This is a genomic window from Rhodococcus sp. Z13_19A (assembly GCF_058133575.1).
The window spans coordinates 559,923-576,953 of sequence record NZ_JBYUNN010000001.1 but is presented as its reverse complement, the minus strand read 5'-3'; the positions used below and the strand labels follow the sequence as shown (position 1 = coordinate 576,953).

Annotated in this window: 19 protein-coding genes; 7 read left to right on the top strand and 12 right to left on the bottom strand. The window is 72.4% G+C overall.

Going from position 1 to position 17,031, the window contains the following annotated elements; all coding sequences use genetic code 11:
• The first annotated feature begins 3 nt into the window (after positions 1-3).
• A complete protein-coding gene (locus AC3YNX_RS02665) occupies positions 4-390 on the top strand; it encodes a sterol carrier family protein (RefSeq protein ID WP_489982032.1) in 387 nt (128 codons plus the stop codon).
• A gap of 11 nt (positions 391-401) precedes the next feature.
• Here AC3YNX_RS02665 and AC3YNX_RS02660 read toward each other — a convergent pair whose 3' ends face one another.
• Positions 402-2,288, bottom strand: coding sequence for an alpha/beta hydrolase (locus tag AC3YNX_RS02660; protein WP_489994513.1), 1,887 nt, complete (start codon positions 2,286-2,288; stop codon positions 402-404).
• Positions 2,285-2,596: a hypothetical protein gene (locus AC3YNX_RS02655; protein WP_489994512.1), complete on the bottom strand. Its 312-nt coding sequence runs from the start codon at positions 2,594-2,596 to the stop codon at positions 2,285-2,287. The genes AC3YNX_RS02660 and AC3YNX_RS02655 overlap by 4 nt, the downstream gene beginning before the upstream one ends.
• Before the next feature lie 54 nt (positions 2,597-2,650).
• Between AC3YNX_RS02655 and AC3YNX_RS02650 the strand changes: the two genes are divergently transcribed.
• Positions 2,651-3,436, top strand: coding sequence for a hypothetical protein (locus AC3YNX_RS02650; protein WP_127784190.1), 786 nt, complete (start codon positions 2,651-2,653; stop codon positions 3,434-3,436).
• 117 nt (positions 3,437-3,553) lie between these two features.
• Positions 3,554-5,092 (top strand): amidophosphoribosyltransferase, encoded by a 1,539-nt coding sequence (purF, locus tag AC3YNX_RS02645; protein WP_489994511.1) that lies wholly within the window; start codon positions 3,554-3,556, stop codon positions 5,090-5,092.
• Here purF and AC3YNX_RS02640 read toward each other — a convergent pair.
• Positions 5,089-5,727 carry a TetR/AcrR family transcriptional regulator gene (locus tag AC3YNX_RS02640; RefSeq protein ID WP_489994510.1) on the bottom strand — a complete coding sequence of 213 codons (639 nt, stop codon included), beginning with the start codon at positions 5,725-5,727 and terminating at the stop codon, positions 5,089-5,091. The genes purF and AC3YNX_RS02640 overlap by 4 nt on opposite strands.
• A gap of 60 nt (positions 5,728-5,787) precedes the next feature.
• Between AC3YNX_RS02640 and AC3YNX_RS02635 the strand changes: the two genes are divergently transcribed.
• The 3 genes from AC3YNX_RS02635 to purM all read left to right on the top strand — a co-directional run bounded on the left by AC3YNX_RS02635 (position 5,788) and on the right by purM (position 9,493).
• Entirely contained in the window at positions 5,788-6,936 is a 1,149-nt protein-coding gene (locus tag AC3YNX_RS02635) for an acyl-CoA dehydrogenase family protein (RefSeq protein ID WP_489982027.1), read from the top strand.
• 75 nt (positions 6,937-7,011) lie between these two features.
• Positions 7,012-8,187: an acyl-CoA dehydrogenase family protein gene (locus AC3YNX_RS02630; protein ID WP_489994509.1), complete on the top strand. Its 1,176-nt coding sequence runs from the start codon at positions 7,012-7,014 to the stop codon at positions 8,185-8,187.
• Positions 8,188-8,401: 214 nt separating this feature from the next.
• Entirely contained in the window at positions 8,402-9,493 is a 1,092-nt protein-coding gene (purM, locus tag AC3YNX_RS02625) for a phosphoribosylformylglycinamidine cyclo-ligase (RefSeq protein ID WP_127784186.1), read from the top strand.
• Between the two features lie 203 nt (positions 9,494-9,696).
• Here purM and AC3YNX_RS02620 read toward each other — a convergent pair whose 3' ends face one another.
• From AC3YNX_RS02620 to AC3YNX_RS02610, 3 genes are all read right to left on the bottom strand, one after another.
• Positions 9,697-9,894, bottom strand: a complete 198-nt coding sequence (locus AC3YNX_RS02620; RefSeq protein WP_127784185.1) for a DUF3073 domain-containing protein — start codon at positions 9,892-9,894, stop codon at positions 9,697-9,699.
• Between the two features lie 153 nt (positions 9,895-10,047).
• Positions 10,048-11,124 carry a CAF17-like 4Fe-4S cluster assembly/insertion protein YgfZ gene (gene ygfZ, locus AC3YNX_RS02615; RefSeq protein ID WP_127784184.1) on the bottom strand — a complete coding sequence of 359 codons (1,077 nt, stop codon included), beginning with the start codon at positions 11,122-11,124 and terminating at the stop codon, positions 10,048-10,050.
• On the bottom strand, positions 11,121-11,633 hold the full coding sequence (locus tag AC3YNX_RS02610) for a Fur family transcriptional regulator (protein ID WP_489994508.1): 513 nt from the start codon (positions 11,631-11,633) through the stop codon (positions 11,121-11,123). The genes ygfZ and AC3YNX_RS02610 overlap by 4 nt, the downstream gene beginning before the upstream one ends.
• Before the next feature lie 108 nt (positions 11,634-11,741).
• Between AC3YNX_RS02610 and AC3YNX_RS02605 the strand changes: the two genes are divergently transcribed.
• The gene (locus tag AC3YNX_RS02605; protein WP_489994507.1) at positions 11,742-12,593 is read left to right on the top strand and encodes an aminodeoxychorismate lyase; all 852 of its coding nucleotides are present in this window, start codon (positions 11,742-11,744) and stop codon (positions 12,591-12,593) included.
• 377 nt (positions 12,594-12,970) lie between these two features.
• Here AC3YNX_RS02605 and AC3YNX_RS02600 read toward each other — a convergent pair whose 3' ends face one another.
• The 6 genes from AC3YNX_RS02600 to AC3YNX_RS02575 form a co-directional block, all read right to left on the bottom strand.
• Positions 12,971-13,636 (bottom strand): heme-binding beta-barrel domain-containing protein, encoded by a 666-nt coding sequence (locus tag AC3YNX_RS02600; RefSeq protein ID WP_241249196.1) that lies wholly within the window; start codon positions 13,634-13,636, stop codon positions 12,971-12,973.
• Positions 13,637-13,831: 195 nt separating this feature from the next.
• Entirely contained in the window at positions 13,832-14,131 is a 300-nt protein-coding gene (locus AC3YNX_RS02595; protein WP_127784180.1) for a DUF1416 domain-containing protein, read from the bottom strand.
• Positions 14,131-14,967, bottom strand: a complete 837-nt coding sequence (locus AC3YNX_RS02590) for a sulfurtransferase (protein ID WP_489994506.1) — start codon at positions 14,965-14,967, stop codon at positions 14,131-14,133. The genes AC3YNX_RS02595 and AC3YNX_RS02590 overlap by 1 nt, the downstream gene beginning before the upstream one ends.
• Positions 14,968-15,055: 88 nt before the next feature.
• Positions 15,056-15,511 carry a DUF4395 domain-containing protein gene (locus AC3YNX_RS02585; protein WP_489982024.1) on the bottom strand — a complete coding sequence of 152 codons (456 nt, stop codon included), beginning with the start codon at positions 15,509-15,511 and terminating at the stop codon, positions 15,056-15,058.
• Positions 15,512-15,708: 197 nt separating this feature from the next.
• Positions 15,709-16,170 (bottom strand): thioredoxin family protein, encoded by a 462-nt coding sequence (locus AC3YNX_RS02580; protein ID WP_489982023.1) that lies wholly within the window; start codon positions 16,168-16,170, stop codon positions 15,709-15,711.
• Positions 16,167-16,955 (bottom strand): LmeA family phospholipid-binding protein, encoded by a 789-nt coding sequence (locus AC3YNX_RS02575; RefSeq protein ID WP_127784177.1) that lies wholly within the window; start codon positions 16,953-16,955, stop codon positions 16,167-16,169. Before AC3YNX_RS02575 ends, AC3YNX_RS02580 begins: the two co-directional genes overlap by 4 nt.
• Positions 16,956-17,031: the final 76 nt, after the last annotated feature.

Here is a 17,031-nt window from a genome sequence, read left to right as displayed (position 1 = left end):
GCCGTGGCTACCCGTGGACCCGTCGACCAGGCCCAGATGCGTGCGGCGGTGCTGGCGGTGCTGCCCTGGCTGGACGACCCACAGGTGCCCGAGCCCGACCGGAGCTCGCTGGCGGCGGCGGTGCGGCTGTCGGCTCGCACGCTGGCCCAGGCCGCGCCGGGCAACAGCGTGGAGGTGCGGGTGCCGCCGTTCGTGGCGGTGCAGTGCATCGCCGGGCCGCGGCACACCCGCGGCACCCCGCCCAACGTGGTGGAGCTCGACCCGCGCACCTGGCTGCTGCTGGTGACGGGACGGACCACCTTTGACGCGGCGCGCGCCCAGGCGCTGCTGCAGTCGTCCGGGACCCGGGCCGAGGAGATCGCCCACTGGCTGCCGCTGCTGCGTCCTTAGCCCAGCAGCCCTTAGCCGACCAGCCCCAGCACGCCCTTCACCGCCTTCACCGGGGCAGTGAGCACCTCCGCACGGTCGCCGACGATGGATGCCGCGGCGTCGGCGGCGTCGCCCACCATCTCCTTGCCGGTGGCGGCCACGCTTCGCCTCGCGTCGTCGAGATCGCCCTGCAGCAGCTCCCCCACGGTGCGCGCGGTGCCGTGGGCGACGTCTCCGGCAGCCTCGAGCCCCGCCAAGGCCAGCGGCTTCGGGGCTGCGGTGTCCCACGGCTTGGCCGCGGTGACGTCGTCGTAGTCGCCGGTGGAGATGGCCGCCAGGTTGCGCAGCGACGGCGTGCCCTCGTGGTAGTAGCCGCCATGGGCGTTCTCGAGGATGTCCGTGCTGGTGGCCTCGAACTGCCGGCTGCCGAACCCAGGGTCGTAGGGGCCGACGCCCGAGGGCAGGCTGGTGAGGCCGCTGCCCCGGGTGAGCTGGACCACCGGGTCGTGCTCGGCCGAGCCTGCCCACACGTGGCCCCGGCCGGGGGAGAGCTGGTCCGCCGAGGTCGCACCGACGCCGGGTGACCCGACCAGGGCCACGTCGTCGGCCGCCAGCCCGTGCTGCGCGGCGAAGCCCACCACGGTGCTGCCGTAGGAGTGACCCACCACGGTGACGTGCTGCGGCGGGCCGACCTGCGCAGTCCCCGCCGCGGCCCGCCACCCCGCCACGTCGCCGACCAGCGTGGGCGCGCCCTTCTCGGCGTTGCCCGTCTGGGCCACGGCCTGCACGTCACCAATGCTGTCCGGGGCGTCGTAGTCCACCCACTGCACGGTCGCGTGCGAGCCGCCGGGGTCGCGCTCGTCCATCGCCCGGCGCAGGGCCGCGGCCTGGTCGAGGCCGGGGCTACCCGGACCCGACGAGGTCCCCGGGACGGCAACGGCGACGTGCTTGCTCAGCGAGGGGTCGCCGAAGGAGATGGCCAGCCCGCCGGGACCGGTGGAGCGGTAGCTGAGCAGCTGCACCGGCCCGGTCCCCGGAGACTGTGCCGCCATGGCCTGCGCGCTGCGAACAGCGTCGTCCACCTGCTGGGTGCGCTGCAGCAGCTGCTCCGCGGTGGCCCGGTCCAGCGCGGCTGCGCGGACCTCGGGCGGGAAGCTGCCCAGCAGCATCGCGTCGGGCGTGCCGGACAGCCCGAGCTCGCGCAGCCGCCGATCGGCGTCGTCGAGCTGCTGCTGGGCGGAGTCGTGGTCGCGACGCAGCCGGGCGCGGTTCACCTCGTCCAGGACGGCCGGCGGCAGCCCGTCCAGCTCGCTCAGCGCGTCGGGGTGCTGGGAGCGCAGGCTGGCCTGCTGCTCGGTGGTCAGGCTCTTCCACCACGCGGCGACGGCAGCGGGCTGCGTTCCCGGCGCGGGCAGCGCGGCGTCGCCGGGAGTGCTGGCCGAGGCGCCCACCGCGGGCTGCACCGCCAGCCCGTCGAAGGCGCGGGCGATGCGGTCCAGCTCGCCGCGGTGGATGGACTGCACCTCCTTGAGCCGGCTGTGGACGTTCTCGGTGACCAGCTCGAACAGGGGAGGGTTTGCCGGCAGCAGCACCTGGGAGGCCCGCTGCCACTCCTGCATGAGCACACCGGCCACCTGGTGCACACGCTGCTGCTCGGTGGCCAGCTCGCCCAGCAGCCGGGCGGCCGCGCTGAGGTCGTCGTCGGCGCGGCCGAGGTCGGTGCTGCGCTGGTCCAGGCTGCGCAGCGCACTCGCGGAGCCCAGCCCGGCGAACCACAGGGTCACCAGCTGTCCGCGGGTGTCGGCCACCGCGCGCAGCTCGGCGGCCAGGGCGCTGCGGCCCCCGGCCACGGTGGTGGCTGGGCCTGCGCCGAGGTTTCCGCTGGTCAGCTCGGCGTAGACGGTGCGCGGGTCGCTCATCGCTGGGTCATCCCGCGCATCCGCCCCAGCTGGTCCGCCAACCCCTGGTCGACGCCGGCGTACGTCGCGCCGGCCGCGCCGACCAGCTGGGAGAAGCGCTGCAGGTCGACGCTGGTGGTGCGCACCGCGGCCGAGACCCGGTCGGCGAAGCGCTGCACCGCCAGGCCCAGCGCCTCCCCGTCCGGGGTGCCGGCGTCACCCGGGGTCAGCCGCAGCTGGCCGAGACCCTCCGCCCCTGACCTGGCCGACCCGCCCAGCGGGGCCAGCCCCTGTAGTCCCGCAACGTCGATGCCCACCCCGGTTGTCATGCCCGTGGGACGGAACGCTCCCACGGACGGTTCCGGGCTGGCAGCATTGCAGCCATGACTGCTGCCGCTCCCGGACCGCCCACCCGGGAGGCCTACCTCTCCACGATCGGGGCCGCGCTGCAGGTCCTCACTGCGGCCGATCCCGCCCGCCCGGTGGTGCTCGGGCCCGGCACCGACGTGGCGGAGGTGATGAGCTGGGCCGCCGTGTTCGCCACCGGGGTGACCGAGCAGCTGTCCTCCACGGCGCTGGTGCCTCGGCGCGCCCCCGAGCAGGCCAAGCCGCTGGACGTGGCCGGGGAGAAGCTGCTGGGTGCGCTGTCCCGCTCCCCGAGCCGCCGGCCGTGCTGGTCGCCGTCGCCGGCCGTGGCGCCGCAGGCCGGGTTCTGGCTGCGGCGCAGCGCGCACGCGCTGAGCGTGCGCGCGTGGCAGGTGCAGGTGGCGATGGAGGTGCCCGCCGCGCTGCCCCCGTGGCTGCTGCTGGACGGCATCGACGAGCACCTCACGGTGCTGCTGGCCACCGCGGCCGCCGAGCCCGGGTCCGCCACCGCCGAGGCGGCGGGCACGGTGGCGGTGCGCTGCACCGACGTGCCGGCGAGCTGGACCCTCCGGCTCGATCCCGGCGCGGTCCCGCTGCCCCTCGGCGTGCCCACCGGCCTCGTCGACCCGGCCGGGCACGTGGCGCCGGAGTCGGTCTCGCGCCGGGGTGCGGCCAGTGGCGCGGCGTCGGAGGCGGTGCTGGCGGCAGACGCGGCCACGCTCCGGCTCGGCCTGGCCGGCATGGTGGTGCTGCCCCGGGGAACGGGCTCGCCCGAGCTGCTGGCGGGACTGCGGGTGCGGTGACTCCTGCGGCGCCGTCGCCGCTGGTGGTGGGCATCACTGGAGCCCGGTCGGCGCGCAGCGTGTCAGGCCGTAGACTCGGTTGTGCCCCAGGTCCTATCTGTGAGGGAGCGCCACCCGGTGGTCAAAGCTGAACACTCGCCAGCCGCGCAGGACAGCCCCGCTGCGCTGGAGGACGACAGCCCTCGGGAGGAGTGCGGCGTCTTCGGTGTCTGGGCGCCCGGTGAGGACGTCGCCAAGCTCACCTACTACGGGCTCTACGCCCTGCAGCACCGCGGCCAGGAGGCCGCCGGCATCGCCGTGGCCGACGGCACGCAGGTGCTGGTGTTCAAGGACCTCGGGCTGGTCAGCCAGGTGTTCGACGAGCAGACCCTGAGCGCGCTGCGCGGGCACGTCGCCGTCGGGCACACCCGGTACTCCACCACCGGCGTCACCAGCTGGGACAACGCCCAGCCCACCTTCCGCACCACCGCCGCCGGAACCGGAATCGCCCTGGGCCACAACGGCAACCTGGTGAACACCGCCGAGCTCTCCCAGCGCACCCGTGAGCTGGGCCTGCTGCCTCCGCGCGGCGGCATGAACTCCACCACCGACTCCGACGTGGTCGCGGGACTGCTGGCGCACGCCGCGGCCGACTCCACCGTGGAGCAGGCCGCCATGGCGCTGCTGCCCACCCTGCGCGGCGCCTTCTGCCTGGCCTTCATGGACGAGAACACCCTCTACGCCGCCCGTGACCCGCAGGGCGTGCACCCGCTGTGCCTGGGCCGGCTGGAGCGAGGCTGGGTGGTGGCCAGCGAGACCGCGGCCCTCGACATCGTCGGCGCCTCCTTCGTCCGCGAGATCGAGCCCGGTGAGCTGCTGGCCATCGACGCCGACGGCCTGCGCTCCACCCGCTTCGCCCAGGCCGAGCCCAAGGGGTGCGTGTTCGAGTACGTCTACCTCGCCCGCCCGGACACCACCATCGCCGGGCGCTCCGTGCACTCCACCCGGGTGGAGATCGGCCGGCTGCTGGCGCGCGAGCACCCCGCCGAGGGCGACCTGGTCATCCCGGTGCCGGAGTCGGGCACCCCCGCCGCGATCGGCTACGCCCAGGAGTCGGGCATCCCCTACGGGCAGGGCCTGGTGAAGAACTCCTACGTCGGGCGCACCTTCATCCAGCCCTCGCAGACCATCCGCCAGCTCGGCATCAGGCTCAAGCTCAACCCGCTCAAGGAGATCATCCGCGGCAAGAAGCTCGTGGTGGTGGACGACTCCATCGTCCGCGGCAACACCCAGCGGGCCCTGGTGCGGATGCTGCGCGAGGCCGGTGCCCTCGAGGTGCACGTGCGCATCGCCTCCCCGCCGGTGCGCTGGCCCTGCTTCTACGGCATCGACTTCGCCAGCCCGGCCGAGCTCATCGCCAACGGCCTGGACACCGCCGACGGAATCTTCGAGGGTGTGCGCCGGGCCATCGGCGCCGACTCCCTGGGCTACGTGTCCATCGACGGGATGGTGGAGGCCACCGAGCAGCCCCGCGACCGGTTGTGCTCGGCCTGCTTCGACGGGCACTACCCGATCCCGCTGTCTCGCGAGACGAAGATCGACGAGAACGTGCTGGGCGACATGCTGGACAGCGCCGCGGAGGACCTGGTCCGCTCGGTCGACGCCGCCATCCGCTAGCCGGGCTGCTGGCTCGAGCCGGCTGCCCGCCGCTGGTCCAGCCGCAGGCGCAGGCCGTCCACCAGGGCCACCAGCGCCAGCTCCACCGCGTCGGCGTCCACCCGGCTGCGGTGGCTGGCCAGGCGGTGGGCGCTGCCCAGGTTGGGGTAGCGGCCCGCGTACAGCTCCGGGTCGGCCGGAAACCCCGCCGCGATCGACCCCGACGCCGCGCCCATCACCAGGAACTTCACCGCGGCCGCGATCTCGGTGGCCTCGCGCGGCGTCCATCCCGCAGCCACCAGCCCGCCGTGCACGCGGTCGATGCGGCGCAGCGCCGCGTCCGAGCTGCCCGGAGAGCTGACGAAGAGCGGGGCGAGCGCGGGGTGCGCGGCCAGTGCGGCGTGGTACGTGCGGCCCCACCGCAGCAGCGCCTCGTCCCAGGCGTGCTCGCCGAACCAGGACGCGTCCGCGCCGGCCCCCACCTGCTCCACCAGGGAGTCCAGCAGCTCCGTCTTGCCCGCCACGTGGTGGTAGAGCGAGGGTGCCTGCACGCCCAGCTCCGTGGCCAGCCGACGCATGCTCAGCGCAGCCAGGCCCTCGGTGTCGATCAGCTCGAGGGCGGCCTCGCGCACTCTTTGGGGGTTGACGTCACGCACGGGCCCCAGCGTAACCTAACGGTGTTAGGCACGGCTGGAGATCGGCGGAGGGAGCCCCGCGTGGACCTCACGTTGTCCGAGGAGCACCAGGCCCTGAAGGAGTCGGCGGCAGCGTTCGTCGACAAGGAAGTGGTGCCCTTCGCCGCGGAGTGGGACCGCGCCGAGCAGGTCGACCGGTCCATCGTGGGCAAGCTGGGCCGAGCCGGGCTGCTGGGCCTGGGGGTGCCCGAGGAGCTGGGCGGGTCCGGTGGCGACATGTTCGCCTACTGCCTGGCCATCGAGGAGCTGGGCCGGGGCGACCAGGCCATCCGTGGCATCGTCAGCGTCTCCCTGGGCCTGGTGGGCAAGAGCATCGCCCGCTTCGGCACCCCGGAGCAGCAGGAGCGCTGGCTGCCCGGCATCTGCTCGGGGGAGCTGGTGGGCTGCTTCGGCCTCACCGAGCCCGGGGTGGGCTCCGACGCCGGCAACCTCACCACCAAGGCGGTCCGCGACGGCGACGACTACCTGATCACCGGCTCCAAGCAGTTCATCACCAACGGCAACTGGGCCGACGTCGCGCTGGTGATGGCCCGCACCGGCGGCGAGGGCGGCCGCGGGGTGAGCGCCTTCCTGGTGCCCACCGACTCCGCCGGCTTCTCCACCACCAAGATCACCGACAAGCTGGGCCTGCGCGGGCAGGACACCGCGGCGCTGCACCTGGACGCCGTGCGGGTGCCCGCCTCGGCCATGCTCGGCGAGGAGGGCCGCGGGTTCACCGTGGCGATGACCGCGCTGGACCGCGGCCGCACCTCCATCGCCGCCTCGGCCGTGGGTCTGTCCACCGCATGCCTGGACGCTGCGCTGGACTACGCCGCCAGCCGTGAGCAGTTCGGCCGCACCATCGCCGGGCACCAGCTGGTGCAGCAGCTGCTGGTGGAGACACAGGTGGAGCGCGACGCCGCCCGGCTGCTGGTGTGGCGTGCCGCCGACCTCTGCGACCGCGGTCAGCCCTTCCGGGCGGAGGCCTCCGCCGCCAAGTACTACGCCGCCGAGTCCGCGGTGCGGGCGGCCAACCGCTGCCTGCAGGTGTTCGGTGGCTACGGCTTCGTGGAGGAGTACCCGCTGGCCAAGTACCTGCGCGACGCGCGCGTGCTCACCCTCTACGAGGGCACCACCCAGGTGCAGACACTGCTCCTGGGCCGCGCACTCACCGGTGTCAGCGCCTTCTAGCCCACCAGCCTTCTAGCCCGCCCAGCCTTCTAGCCCACCCAGCCTGCTCGCTCCCTCTGACGCAAAGGAACTCTGATGGTCGACTTCTCGATCTCTGACGAGGAGCGCGCGATGCGCTCCACCGTGCGCACCTTCGTGGAGCGGGAGCTGATCCCGCTGGAGAGCGAGATCATGCGTCGCGGCCGGGAGGGCGGCCCCAACGCCGTCACCTCCGACGAGATGGCCGAGCTGCAGGCCAAGGCCAAGACGTTCGACCTGTGGGGGCTGAGCACCCCGGAGGAGTACGGCGGCCTGGCCCTGCCGGCGGTCACCCGCTCGCTGGTGGAGATGGAGTTCGGGCGCAGCTTCATCTGGTTCCGCCCGGGCGGCGAGGCCGACAACATCCTCTTCTACTGCAACCCCGAGCAGGCCGAGAGCTACCTCAAGCCGGCGATCTCCGGGGAGCGCAAGTCCTGCTTCGCCATCACCGAGCCGGGTGCCGGCTCCGACGCCGCGAACATCCGGACCTCCGCCAAGCGGGACGGCGACGACTGGATCATCAACGGCGAGAAGGTCTTCATCACCGGCGGCAACGACTCCGACTTCATCATCTGCATCGCGGTCACCGACTCGGACAAGGGCACCAAGGGCGGCTTCACGGCGTTCCTGGTGGACCGCGAGATGGGCTACACCACCTCGCCCATCGAGACGATGGGCTCGGCGCGGCCGGCCACCATCGTGCTGGACAACGTCCGGGTGCCGGGCAGCAACGTCCTGGGCGAGGTGGGCCAGGGCTGGGAGCTGGCGATGGCGTGGATCGGAAAGGGCCGCTACCTCATCCCCTCCCGCGCGGTGGGAGGCGCCGAGCGCCTGCTGTCGCTGGCGCTGCAGCAGGCCAACGACCGCACCACCTTCGGCAAGCCGATCGGCGCCAACCAGGCTGTCGCGTGGATGATCGCCGACTCCGACGTGGAGCTGGAGGCCGCGCGCTGGCTCGTGCTCAAGGCGGCGTGGAACGTCGACCAGGGCCTGGACTCCCGGCACGACAGCGCCATCGCCAAGCTCTACGGGACGAACATGATCAACCGCGTGGTGGACCGAGTCATGCAGATCCACGGCGGCATGGGCTACACCCGGGAGATGCCCATCGAGCAGTGGTACCGCGACGTGCGGCTGTGGCGGATCTTCGAGGGCACCGACGAGATGCAGAGGCTGATCATCAGCCGGGACCTGCTGCGGGGATACACCAAGGTCGGCGGCCAGCTCGCGTAGCGCAGCGGAGCGGGGCTGGCCCAGGGGGCGCGGCCAGCTCGCGTAGCGCAGCGGAGCGGGGCTGGCCCAGGGGGCGCGGCCAGCTCGCGTGGCGCAGCGGAGCGGGGCTGACCTGGCGTGGGTTCCGGTTTCGGGACGGAGAATAGGGTCGCCAGCGGGTACTCCGGTACCGTTGCGGCGCATCCCGCAACGAATGATCCGGAGCTTCCCTGCCATGAGCGACCACCCGCACGATCCTGCTGAGTCCTCCTCGGCGGGCGCCTCCTACGCCGCTGCCGGCGTGGACATCGCGGCTGGGGACCGGGCGGTGGAGCTGTTCGCCCCGTCTGCTCGGCGCGCCAGCCGCCCGGAGGTGCTGGGTGGTCTCGGTGGTTTCGCCGGGCTGTTCGCCCTGAAGCCCGGCCACTACCGCGAGCCGGTCCTGGCTGCCTCCACCGACGGGGTGGGCACCAAGATTGCCGTGGCTCAGGCCATGGACAAGCACGACACGGTGGGCCTGGACCTGGTGGCCATGGTGGTGGACGACCTCGTGGTCTCCGGTGCCGAGCCGCTGTTCCTGCAGGACTACATCGCGGTGGGCAAGGTCGTGCCCGAGCGGGTGGCCGAGATCGTCGCCGGCATCGCCGAGGGCTGCGTGCTGGCCGGCTGTGCCCTGCTGGGCGGAGAGACCGCCGAGCACCCCGGACTGATGCCCGACGACGCCTACGACATCTCCGCCACCGGCGTGGGGGTCGTGGAGGCGGACTCGATCCTCGGTCCCGACCGCGTGCGTCCCGGCGACGTGGTGATCGCCATGGGTTCCTCCGGCCTGCACTCCAACGGCTACTCGCTGGCCCGCAAGGTCCTGCTGGACATCGCCGCGATGCCCCTGCACGGACACGTGGAGGAGTTCGGCCGCACGGTGGGCGAGGAGATGCTCGAGCCGACCCGCATCTACGCCAAGGACTGCCTGGCGCTCATCGCCGAGACCCAGGTGCGCACCTTCTGCCACGTCACCGGTGGTGGCCTGGTCGCCAACCTCGAGCGCGTGGTGCCGAAGGGTCTGGTGGCCGAGCTCGACCGAGGCACCTGGAGCCCTGCGCCGGTGTTCGGCGTGATCGCCCACCGCGGCCGCGTGGAGCGTGCCGAGATGGAGAAGACCTTCAACATGGGCATCGGCATGGTTGCCATCGTCGGTCCCGAGGACGCTGACCGGGCGCTGGCCGTGCTCACCGCCCGCCACGTGCCCTCCTGGGTGCTGGGCTCGGTGCAGAAGGCCACCGACTCCGCCCGGGCCTCCCTGGTGGGCGAGCACCCCCGCTTCTAGCGGTCTCGGTGCTCAGCGGTCCCCGCCAGGCGGGGTGCCGCCCCGTAGCGTCATCGCCAGGCGCCTGCTGCACCCGGACGCCAAAAAGCACCACACCCGCCATACCACCGGATGGGGGGATGGCGGGTGTGGTTGCTATGAGTCAGAGGTTTAGTCCTGCAGGATCGAAAGCGCGAAGACTGGGCCGGTGCTCAGCGGGAAGCTCAAGGCTTCCAGTCGTCCTCTTCCTCCCAGGGGGGCCGGACATCATCGGCCTCGGTGCGCCTGGGGTGCACCCGGAGCGAGTCCGGTCCGTGCCCAGAGAGCTCTCGTTGAAGTGTCTCGAAGTCAGTGTTCGGAGAGCTGTACTTGAGCTCTCGCGCAACCTTGGTCTGCTTCGCCTTAGCCCGGCCGCGGCCCATGGCTCGACCCCCTCGCGCAAGGACGGGGCGGCCAGGGGATTCGGCGGCCCCGTTCGATTGTGTGTTTCTTCCTACGACACACCATACCGTGCCCCGGCCGCTGCTGACGACACGAAGCGCGGCACCTCACTCGGGTGAGCAGGGGCTGCTGCGTCAGCGCCCCCGCAGCCGGCTGAGCGCGGCCCGCCCGGCCTGCACCTCGGTGTCCTCGGTCACCGAGTCCGGGTCGATCGCCGCCGCCGAGGGACCGGCCACGAGCTCGGTGTCCGCCGGCACGGTCCGCTTGACCAGCGCCAACGCGATCGGTCCCAGCTCGTGGTGCTCGGCCACGGTGCCGACCCGGCCGACGACCCGGCCGGCGGCAGTCACGTCGTCGCCGGTCTGCGGGCGGGCATCTGCAGAGCCGTCCAGGTGCAGCAGGACCAGCCGCCGTGGTGGCTTGCCCAGGTTGTGCACTCGCGCCACGGTCTCCTGCCCCCGGTAGCACCCCTTGTCCAGGTGCACGGCGCGGTGGATCCAGCCGGCCTCGTGCGGGATGGTGCGCTCGTCGGTGTCCACGCCGGCGCGGGGCCTGCCCTGCTCCACCCGCAGCGCCTCGTGGGCCCAGGAGCCGGCAGGTCGCGCACCGGCCTCGGTGAGGCGCTGCCACCAGGTGGCGAGCGCGGCGCGGGGGACCACGACGTCGGCGGCGTGCGAGCCCGCAGGCGCGGGCATCCGCCGCACGAAGCCGCCGCCCGGCAGGGCACGCACTCCGTGCACCTCGGCGGGCAGCTCCAGCAGCTGGTCCGCCGTGGGTCCGAGGACGGTCAGGACGGCCAGCTCGTCGCTGGCGTCCCGGGGGGCGACGTCGGCCCAGAACACCATCTTCTGCAGGTAGGCGAGCAGGCTCTGCGTGCTGGTCGGCTCGGTGTCGATCCAGGTGGTGCCGTCGAGGTCGGCGAGCACCAGGTGGTGCTCCACCCGGCCGTTGACGTCCAGGATCAGCGCCTCGGTGCCCTGCCCGTCGGCGAGGCCGAGAACGTGCTGGCTGGTCAGCGAGTGCAGCCACGACCGCCGCTCACCGCCGGGCACGGCGATCACCCCGCGGTTGCTGCGGTCGACCACCACGGCGCGGGTGGTGGCGGCCCGCTGCTCACCGAACGGGTCGCCGTAGTGCCAGGCGACCCCCACGTCGGGGGAGTCCTCTGCGGCGGGGGTGGCTCCGGGCGTGGACAGCAGCGGCGAGGTCACACCGGCTCCTCAGGGTTGCGGGTGGTGTGGTCCTGGCCGGGCACGGGCTGGTCGGCAGGCGCGGGTTGGCTGGCGCAGTCGGCGCACTGCCCGGACAGGGCGAGGTGAGCGGGATCGAGGGTGAAGCCGCGGGTGGCGGCGAGCGTGGCGGCCAGCGGCTCGAGCAGCTCCGGCTCCACCTCGATCACCTGCTGGCAGGAGTGGCAGACCAGGTGGACGTGCTCGTGCGGGTCGCAGGAGTAGGTGGGGGCCCCGTGGCCGAGGTGGGTGTGGCGGACCAGCCCGATCTGCTCGAGCAGGTCGAGCGTGCGGTACACGGTGCTGATGTTCACCGCCGGCGACTGCTGCTGCACCTCGGCGCAGATGGCTTCCGGGGTGGCGTGGCCGAGCGTGCGAACGGCGTCGAGGACCATCTGCCGCTGCGGCGTCATGCGCATGCCGCGCTGGTGCAGCGTCCCTCGGAGACCTGTTCCTCTCAGCTCCGTGCCTGCCTTGCCCACGCTGCTCATCCTAGGCTCCGGGTCGCCCGTCCGGGTGCCTAGGCAACGCCAGGGGCACCAGACACCCGCCCCTGGCGATCCGGTGGCGCGGCGGTCTGCCGACAGTAGGGTGCAGAGATGGCCGTGCAGGTAGTGGTGACGCTGGACGAGAAGGTGCTTGATCCCGACGAGCCGCTGCTGCGGGCGGACGACCTCGGCGCGGTGCGTGGCGACGGGGTGTTCGAGACCTTGCTGGTGCGCCGCGGGGTTGCCCGCGAGCAGGAGCGTCACCTGGCCAGGCTGGCCCGCTCTGCCGCGATGCTGCACCTGCCCGAGCCGGACCTGGACCAGTGGCGGCGCTGCGTGCGGACGGTGATCGAGCTGTGGCGGGGCGACGAGGACTTCGCCCTGCGGCTCATCCTCACCCGGGGCCGGGAGAGCGGCGGACCCTGCACGGGCTACGCCACGGCCTCACCGGTCAGCGCCACTGCCCTGGAGCAGCGGGTCGCCGGAGTCTCTGCCCTCACCCTCACCCGTGGCGTGGCCAGGGACGCTGCGCAGCAGGCCCCCTGGCTGCTGCTGGGGGCCAAGTCGCTGTCCTACGCGACGAACATGGCCGCTCAGCGCCACGCGCAGGAGCAGGGCGCTGACGACGTGATCTACACCAGCACCGACGGCTTCGTGCTCGAGGGGCCGACCTCGTCGGTGGTGCTGGCGACCGGGCGGACGCTCTGCACGCCCCCGGTGGATGCGGGCATCCTGCCGGGCACCACCCAGGCGGCGCTGTTCCGGCAGGCGGAGCTGGCTGGGTGGACCTGCGAGGTGCGCCCGGTGCCCACGCCGGAGCTGCTGGCCGCGGACGGAGTCTGGCTGGCCTCCAGCGTGCGCCTGCTGGCGCGGGTGCACACGCTCGACGGAGCGCCGCTGCCGCGCGCGGAGCGCGCCCAGGAGCTGACCGGCCAGCTGCAGGACCTGCTCGACCAGGCATGACGCGCACCTCCGTCAAGTGTGACGCAGACCACTGGTTCGCCGTGGGCAAAACCCGTTGCCGGACCCGCGCGGCCGGGCGTAGTTTCTGGGTACACGAGAGAGGAGGTGGTCCGAAGTTGATGAATTCTTGGACGCGTGAGGTGGCTGTCAGCTAGCCGCTAGTGCCCACGGGTTTGCCCCTGCGACAGCGGCCGGCGAATCCCAGGCAGCTACCCGACCCCCGAGCCCCCGGAGAGTCCGACCGGGACCGCGACGCAGCGACCACAGGTCGCGCGAGCCGCGGTATGGCTCGGGGGTCGCTCCACGTCTGGGGGACGGTGGCGCTGCGTCGCGCAGGGACACCGGCGCAGCAGAAGGTGCGGAGAGGTGAGGGGTGTTCAGCCGGCGTGGCGGACGAGCCGGGCCGACAGGTGCGGCTGCAGCGGTTCACCCATCATGGCGCGCTCGTCCACGTAGCCGAGGTCGCCGTCGATGATCCCGTAGAGCCGCTTGGCCGCGGTCACGGGCTTGGCCGTCTCGCTGCGCAGGACCACGTCGGTGGCCAGCTCCCAGGACGACTGGTTGAGCGGAGCCCCGTAGTAGAGCTCGACGATGCCGGTGTTGTGGGTGAGCAGCAGCTCGAGGGTGTCCTCGCCGTCGTCCCGGGCGTTCACCCGCAGGAAGCCGGACTCGCGGGCGGCTGGCCGGACGTAGGCGCCGTCGGCGTCGAGGATCCACGACCGCGACTCCCAGGTGAGGAAGGGGCGCCCGTCGTGGGCGATCACCAGCTGCTGGCCGAAGCGGTAGGTGTCGATCGTGGGGTAGCTGACCAGCCCCTCGCCCCGCCACACGCCCACCAGCGGCAGCACGGCGAGCAGGGCGGCGTTGAGGTCCGCCCCCTCGCGCAGGTTGGCGGTGTCGTCGGGCACCGGCAACCCGGGCAGCTGGGGAACGTTCACCGCACGCGTGCGGGCAGCCCGTTCCTCGGCATCACGCAGCGCCGCGTCGCCGGAACCGGCACGCGGGGCAGGGTGACCGTCGGGACCAGGGCCGGAGCCGGTCACGAGTCGTTGGTGACCGCTCGGTTGATCACGTACACCGCGAACCACGTGATGAGCACGGCGTCCAGCACCAGGAGGGTCGTGTAAAAGATTTCCACGGCACCACTCTAGCCAGGTGCGGCCCCTCGACGCAGACCGCCCCCGCGCGCACCGGTTCTGGTGCGGGCGAGGGCGGTCTGTCGTGCTCAGGGTGTTCGGTCAGGCGACAGCGACCTCGGCGGAGTGCAGGCCGGTGGAGTCGGCGGTGATGTCGGTGCTGCCGGTGCCCACCCGGCTCAGGGCGCGCAGCGTCCAGGTGCCGGGAGCGGCGTAGAAGCGGAAGTCGCCGGTGGCCGAGGCGACCACCTCGGCGGTGAACTCGCCGGTGCCGTCGAGCAGGCGGACGAAGGCTCCACCCACCGGCTCGCCGCCGGAGAGCACCTTGCCGACGATGACGGTCTCCTTGTCGAGGTCCGTGCCGGCGGGCAGGTCGGGGGTCTGCTCAGGAGCGCCGCACATCAGCGCACCTCCTTGGAGATGGGGGCGCCCACGAGGGAGCCGTACTCGACCCAGCTGCCGTCGTAGTTCTTGACGTTCTGGTGGCCCAGGATCTCCTTGAGCACGAACCAGGTGTGGCTGGAGCGCTCGCCGATGCGGCAGTAGGCGATGGTCTCCTTCTCCCCGTCCAGGCCGGCCTCGCCGTAGAGGGTGGCGAGCTCCTCGTCGGAGCGGAAGGTGCCGTCCTCGTTGGCGGCCTTGCTCCACGGCACGTTGATGGCGCCGGGGACGTGGCCGCGGCCCTGGGCCTGCTCCTGCGGGAGGTGCGCGGGGGCGGCGATCTTGCCGGAGAACTCGTCGGGGGAGCGGACGTCCACCAGGTTCTTCTTGCCGATGGAGGCGATGACCTCGTCCCGGAAGGCGCGCAGCGAGAGGTCGGGCTCCTGGGCGTTGTAGCTGGTGGCCGGGCGCTCTACCTTGTCCGCAGTGAGCTCGCGGCCGTCCAGCTCCCACTTCTTGCGACCGCCGTCGAGGAGCTTGACGTCCTGGTGGCCGTAGAGCTTGAAGTACCAGTAGGCGTAGGCGGCGAACCAGTTGTTGTTGCCGCCGTAGAGCACGACGGTGTCGTCGTTGCCGATCCCACGCTCGGAGAGCAGCTTGCTGAACGCCTCCCGGTCGATCACGTTGCGGGAGCTCGGGTCCTGCAGGTCCTTGGTCCAGTCCAGGCGGACGGCGCCGGGGATGTGGCCGTCGTCGTAGGCGCTGGTGTCCTCGTCGACCTCGACGAAGACGATCCCGTCGGTGTTGAGGTTCTGCTCAGCCCAGTCGGCGGTGACCAGGACGTCGGAGCGGCTCATGGAGTTCCTTTCGATACGCGAGCTGGTTGGTGTGAGTTCGGGTGGACAAGCACGGGAGTGAACGGTGGGGCGGGCACAGGGCCAGCGGTCAGGGGCGGCGGCCGGCACGAGCGCGGACCGTGGCCGCCAGCGGGTAGAGCCGACAGCCGAGGCAGATGCCGAAGGCCGCGTTGAGCAGCGCGGCCACCAGGGCGAGGCCGGTGGCGACGGCGCCGAGCAGCGGCGCGCCCAGCAGGTAGCCCAGGAGGCCGACGACGGAGAACACCAGGCCGACCAGCTGGGCGAAGCGCAGCGGTGCCACCGGCTCCAGCTCGGTGGGTGGGCCGATCCTGGGTGCCACCAGCGTCGCGTACAGCCAGCCGTACGGGCTGCGACGCGGCCCGAGCGCGGCGCCCATGGCGAAGACGACGGCCTGGACGCCGAGCAGGATCCAGTTCCCGGTCAGCAGCACCGCGGCCAGCACCACGGTGCTGATCCACGCCGCGCAGCGGGGACCGCGGACGTCGACCTGCTGCGGGGCAGCCGGTGAGCGGAGGGTGGACACAGCGGGAGCTCCTGCACTGAGGGGTGGACGCGCGACGGATCAGCCGGGGTTCGCAGACACCCGGGGGCCTCCCAGCGGGACGTCTGCGTCAGTGCATGCGGCACAGCGCGCTGCCGACGCGGCACAGGTCAACTGTGCGGCGACGGGTGAGCAGCAGCTCGTGCCAGGTGAACACTCCGCGAAGTCTACTCAGACACTCAACTATTGCCCGCACGGCGGCCCACCAGCGGCTGCAGGACGGTTCGCAGGTCAGCGGCGTGCGGGGCCCCAGTGGCGCGGTGGCGCTGCTGCAACCCCGGGGCGTAGACGACCACGGTGGGCAGCGACAGCACCCGCAGGTGGCTGGCCAGCTCGGGGTGCTCGGCCACGTCGACCTCCAGGTGAGCCAGCTCGGGCAGGTCCTCGGCGAGCTGGTGCACCAGCGTCCGCACCCCCGCGCAGGGGCCGCACCAGGTGGCCGAGAAGTGCAGGAGCAGCGCGCTGCTCGCGGCCCTCGGGGCGCCGGCGGCCGCCAGCAGCTCGACCAGACGTTGTTGCTCGGCGGCGGGCGCGGGTGCACCGCTGGTCGCCCGCAGGGACCCGTTGCTCCTGCGCAGCAGCCACCCGAGCAGCAGCGCCACGGCCACGGCGGCGATCAGCACCACCAGCCCGACGGTCACGAGCGGGACAGCCGCGCCAGCCGCACGTCGGTGCCCTTGCCCTCCACCACGATGTCGGCGCCCTCGGCGTGCACGGTGGTGGGGGTCACCCCGAAGGGCAGGTAGTCGGAGTCGAGGGTGAGGGAGAACTTCTGCATGGCGATCTCCGACAGCGGCGCGGCCAGCGTGAGGGTCTTGCTGGACTGGCCGGCCATGGCGAAGCCGGTGGCGATGATGCGGACCTGCTGGCCGTCCAGCACGAGGTCGGCGTTCACGCTCACCTGCTGCTTGACCACACCACCGAGCTTGACGGTGCCGGTGAGCACGATGCCGCTCTGCGGCACCTTGTAGGCGTCGCCGCCGCTGGTGCCGAGTGTGGGATCCGCCACGGGCGCAGACACTTTCAGGTCGGAGATTCCGATCAGCTGGCCGAGGCGGGTCTCGTTGATCCGGATGCGGCTGTTGAGCTCGGACACCACGATGTCGTCCAGGTTTCCGCCGAACACCGAGGACGCAGGCACCTTCGCGCCGCGCAGCGTGGCCTCGACCGTCACGTTGCCCAGGTCGGCCATCGGCACGCCCACCGCGCGCACGTTCACCTGGCTGAAGCTGCCCTGGGCGGCCTGGGTCAGGAAGGGGAACCCGGTGATGCGCACCTCGGGGTCGCTGTTGAGGGTCAGCTCCTCGCGGAGCTCCTTGGACACCCGGTACTCCGCGTAGGCGGCGGTGCCGTAGTCCGCCAGCACGGCGACGAGCAGGACGCCGATCAGGGAGAAGACGAAGGTGCGCACTGGCCCATCTTCCATGATCGTTAACGGTGCTTGGGTGCTCGGCCGGCGGGCGTCCCGCTATTGTTTGCCGGACGGATGCCTGATGGGTACG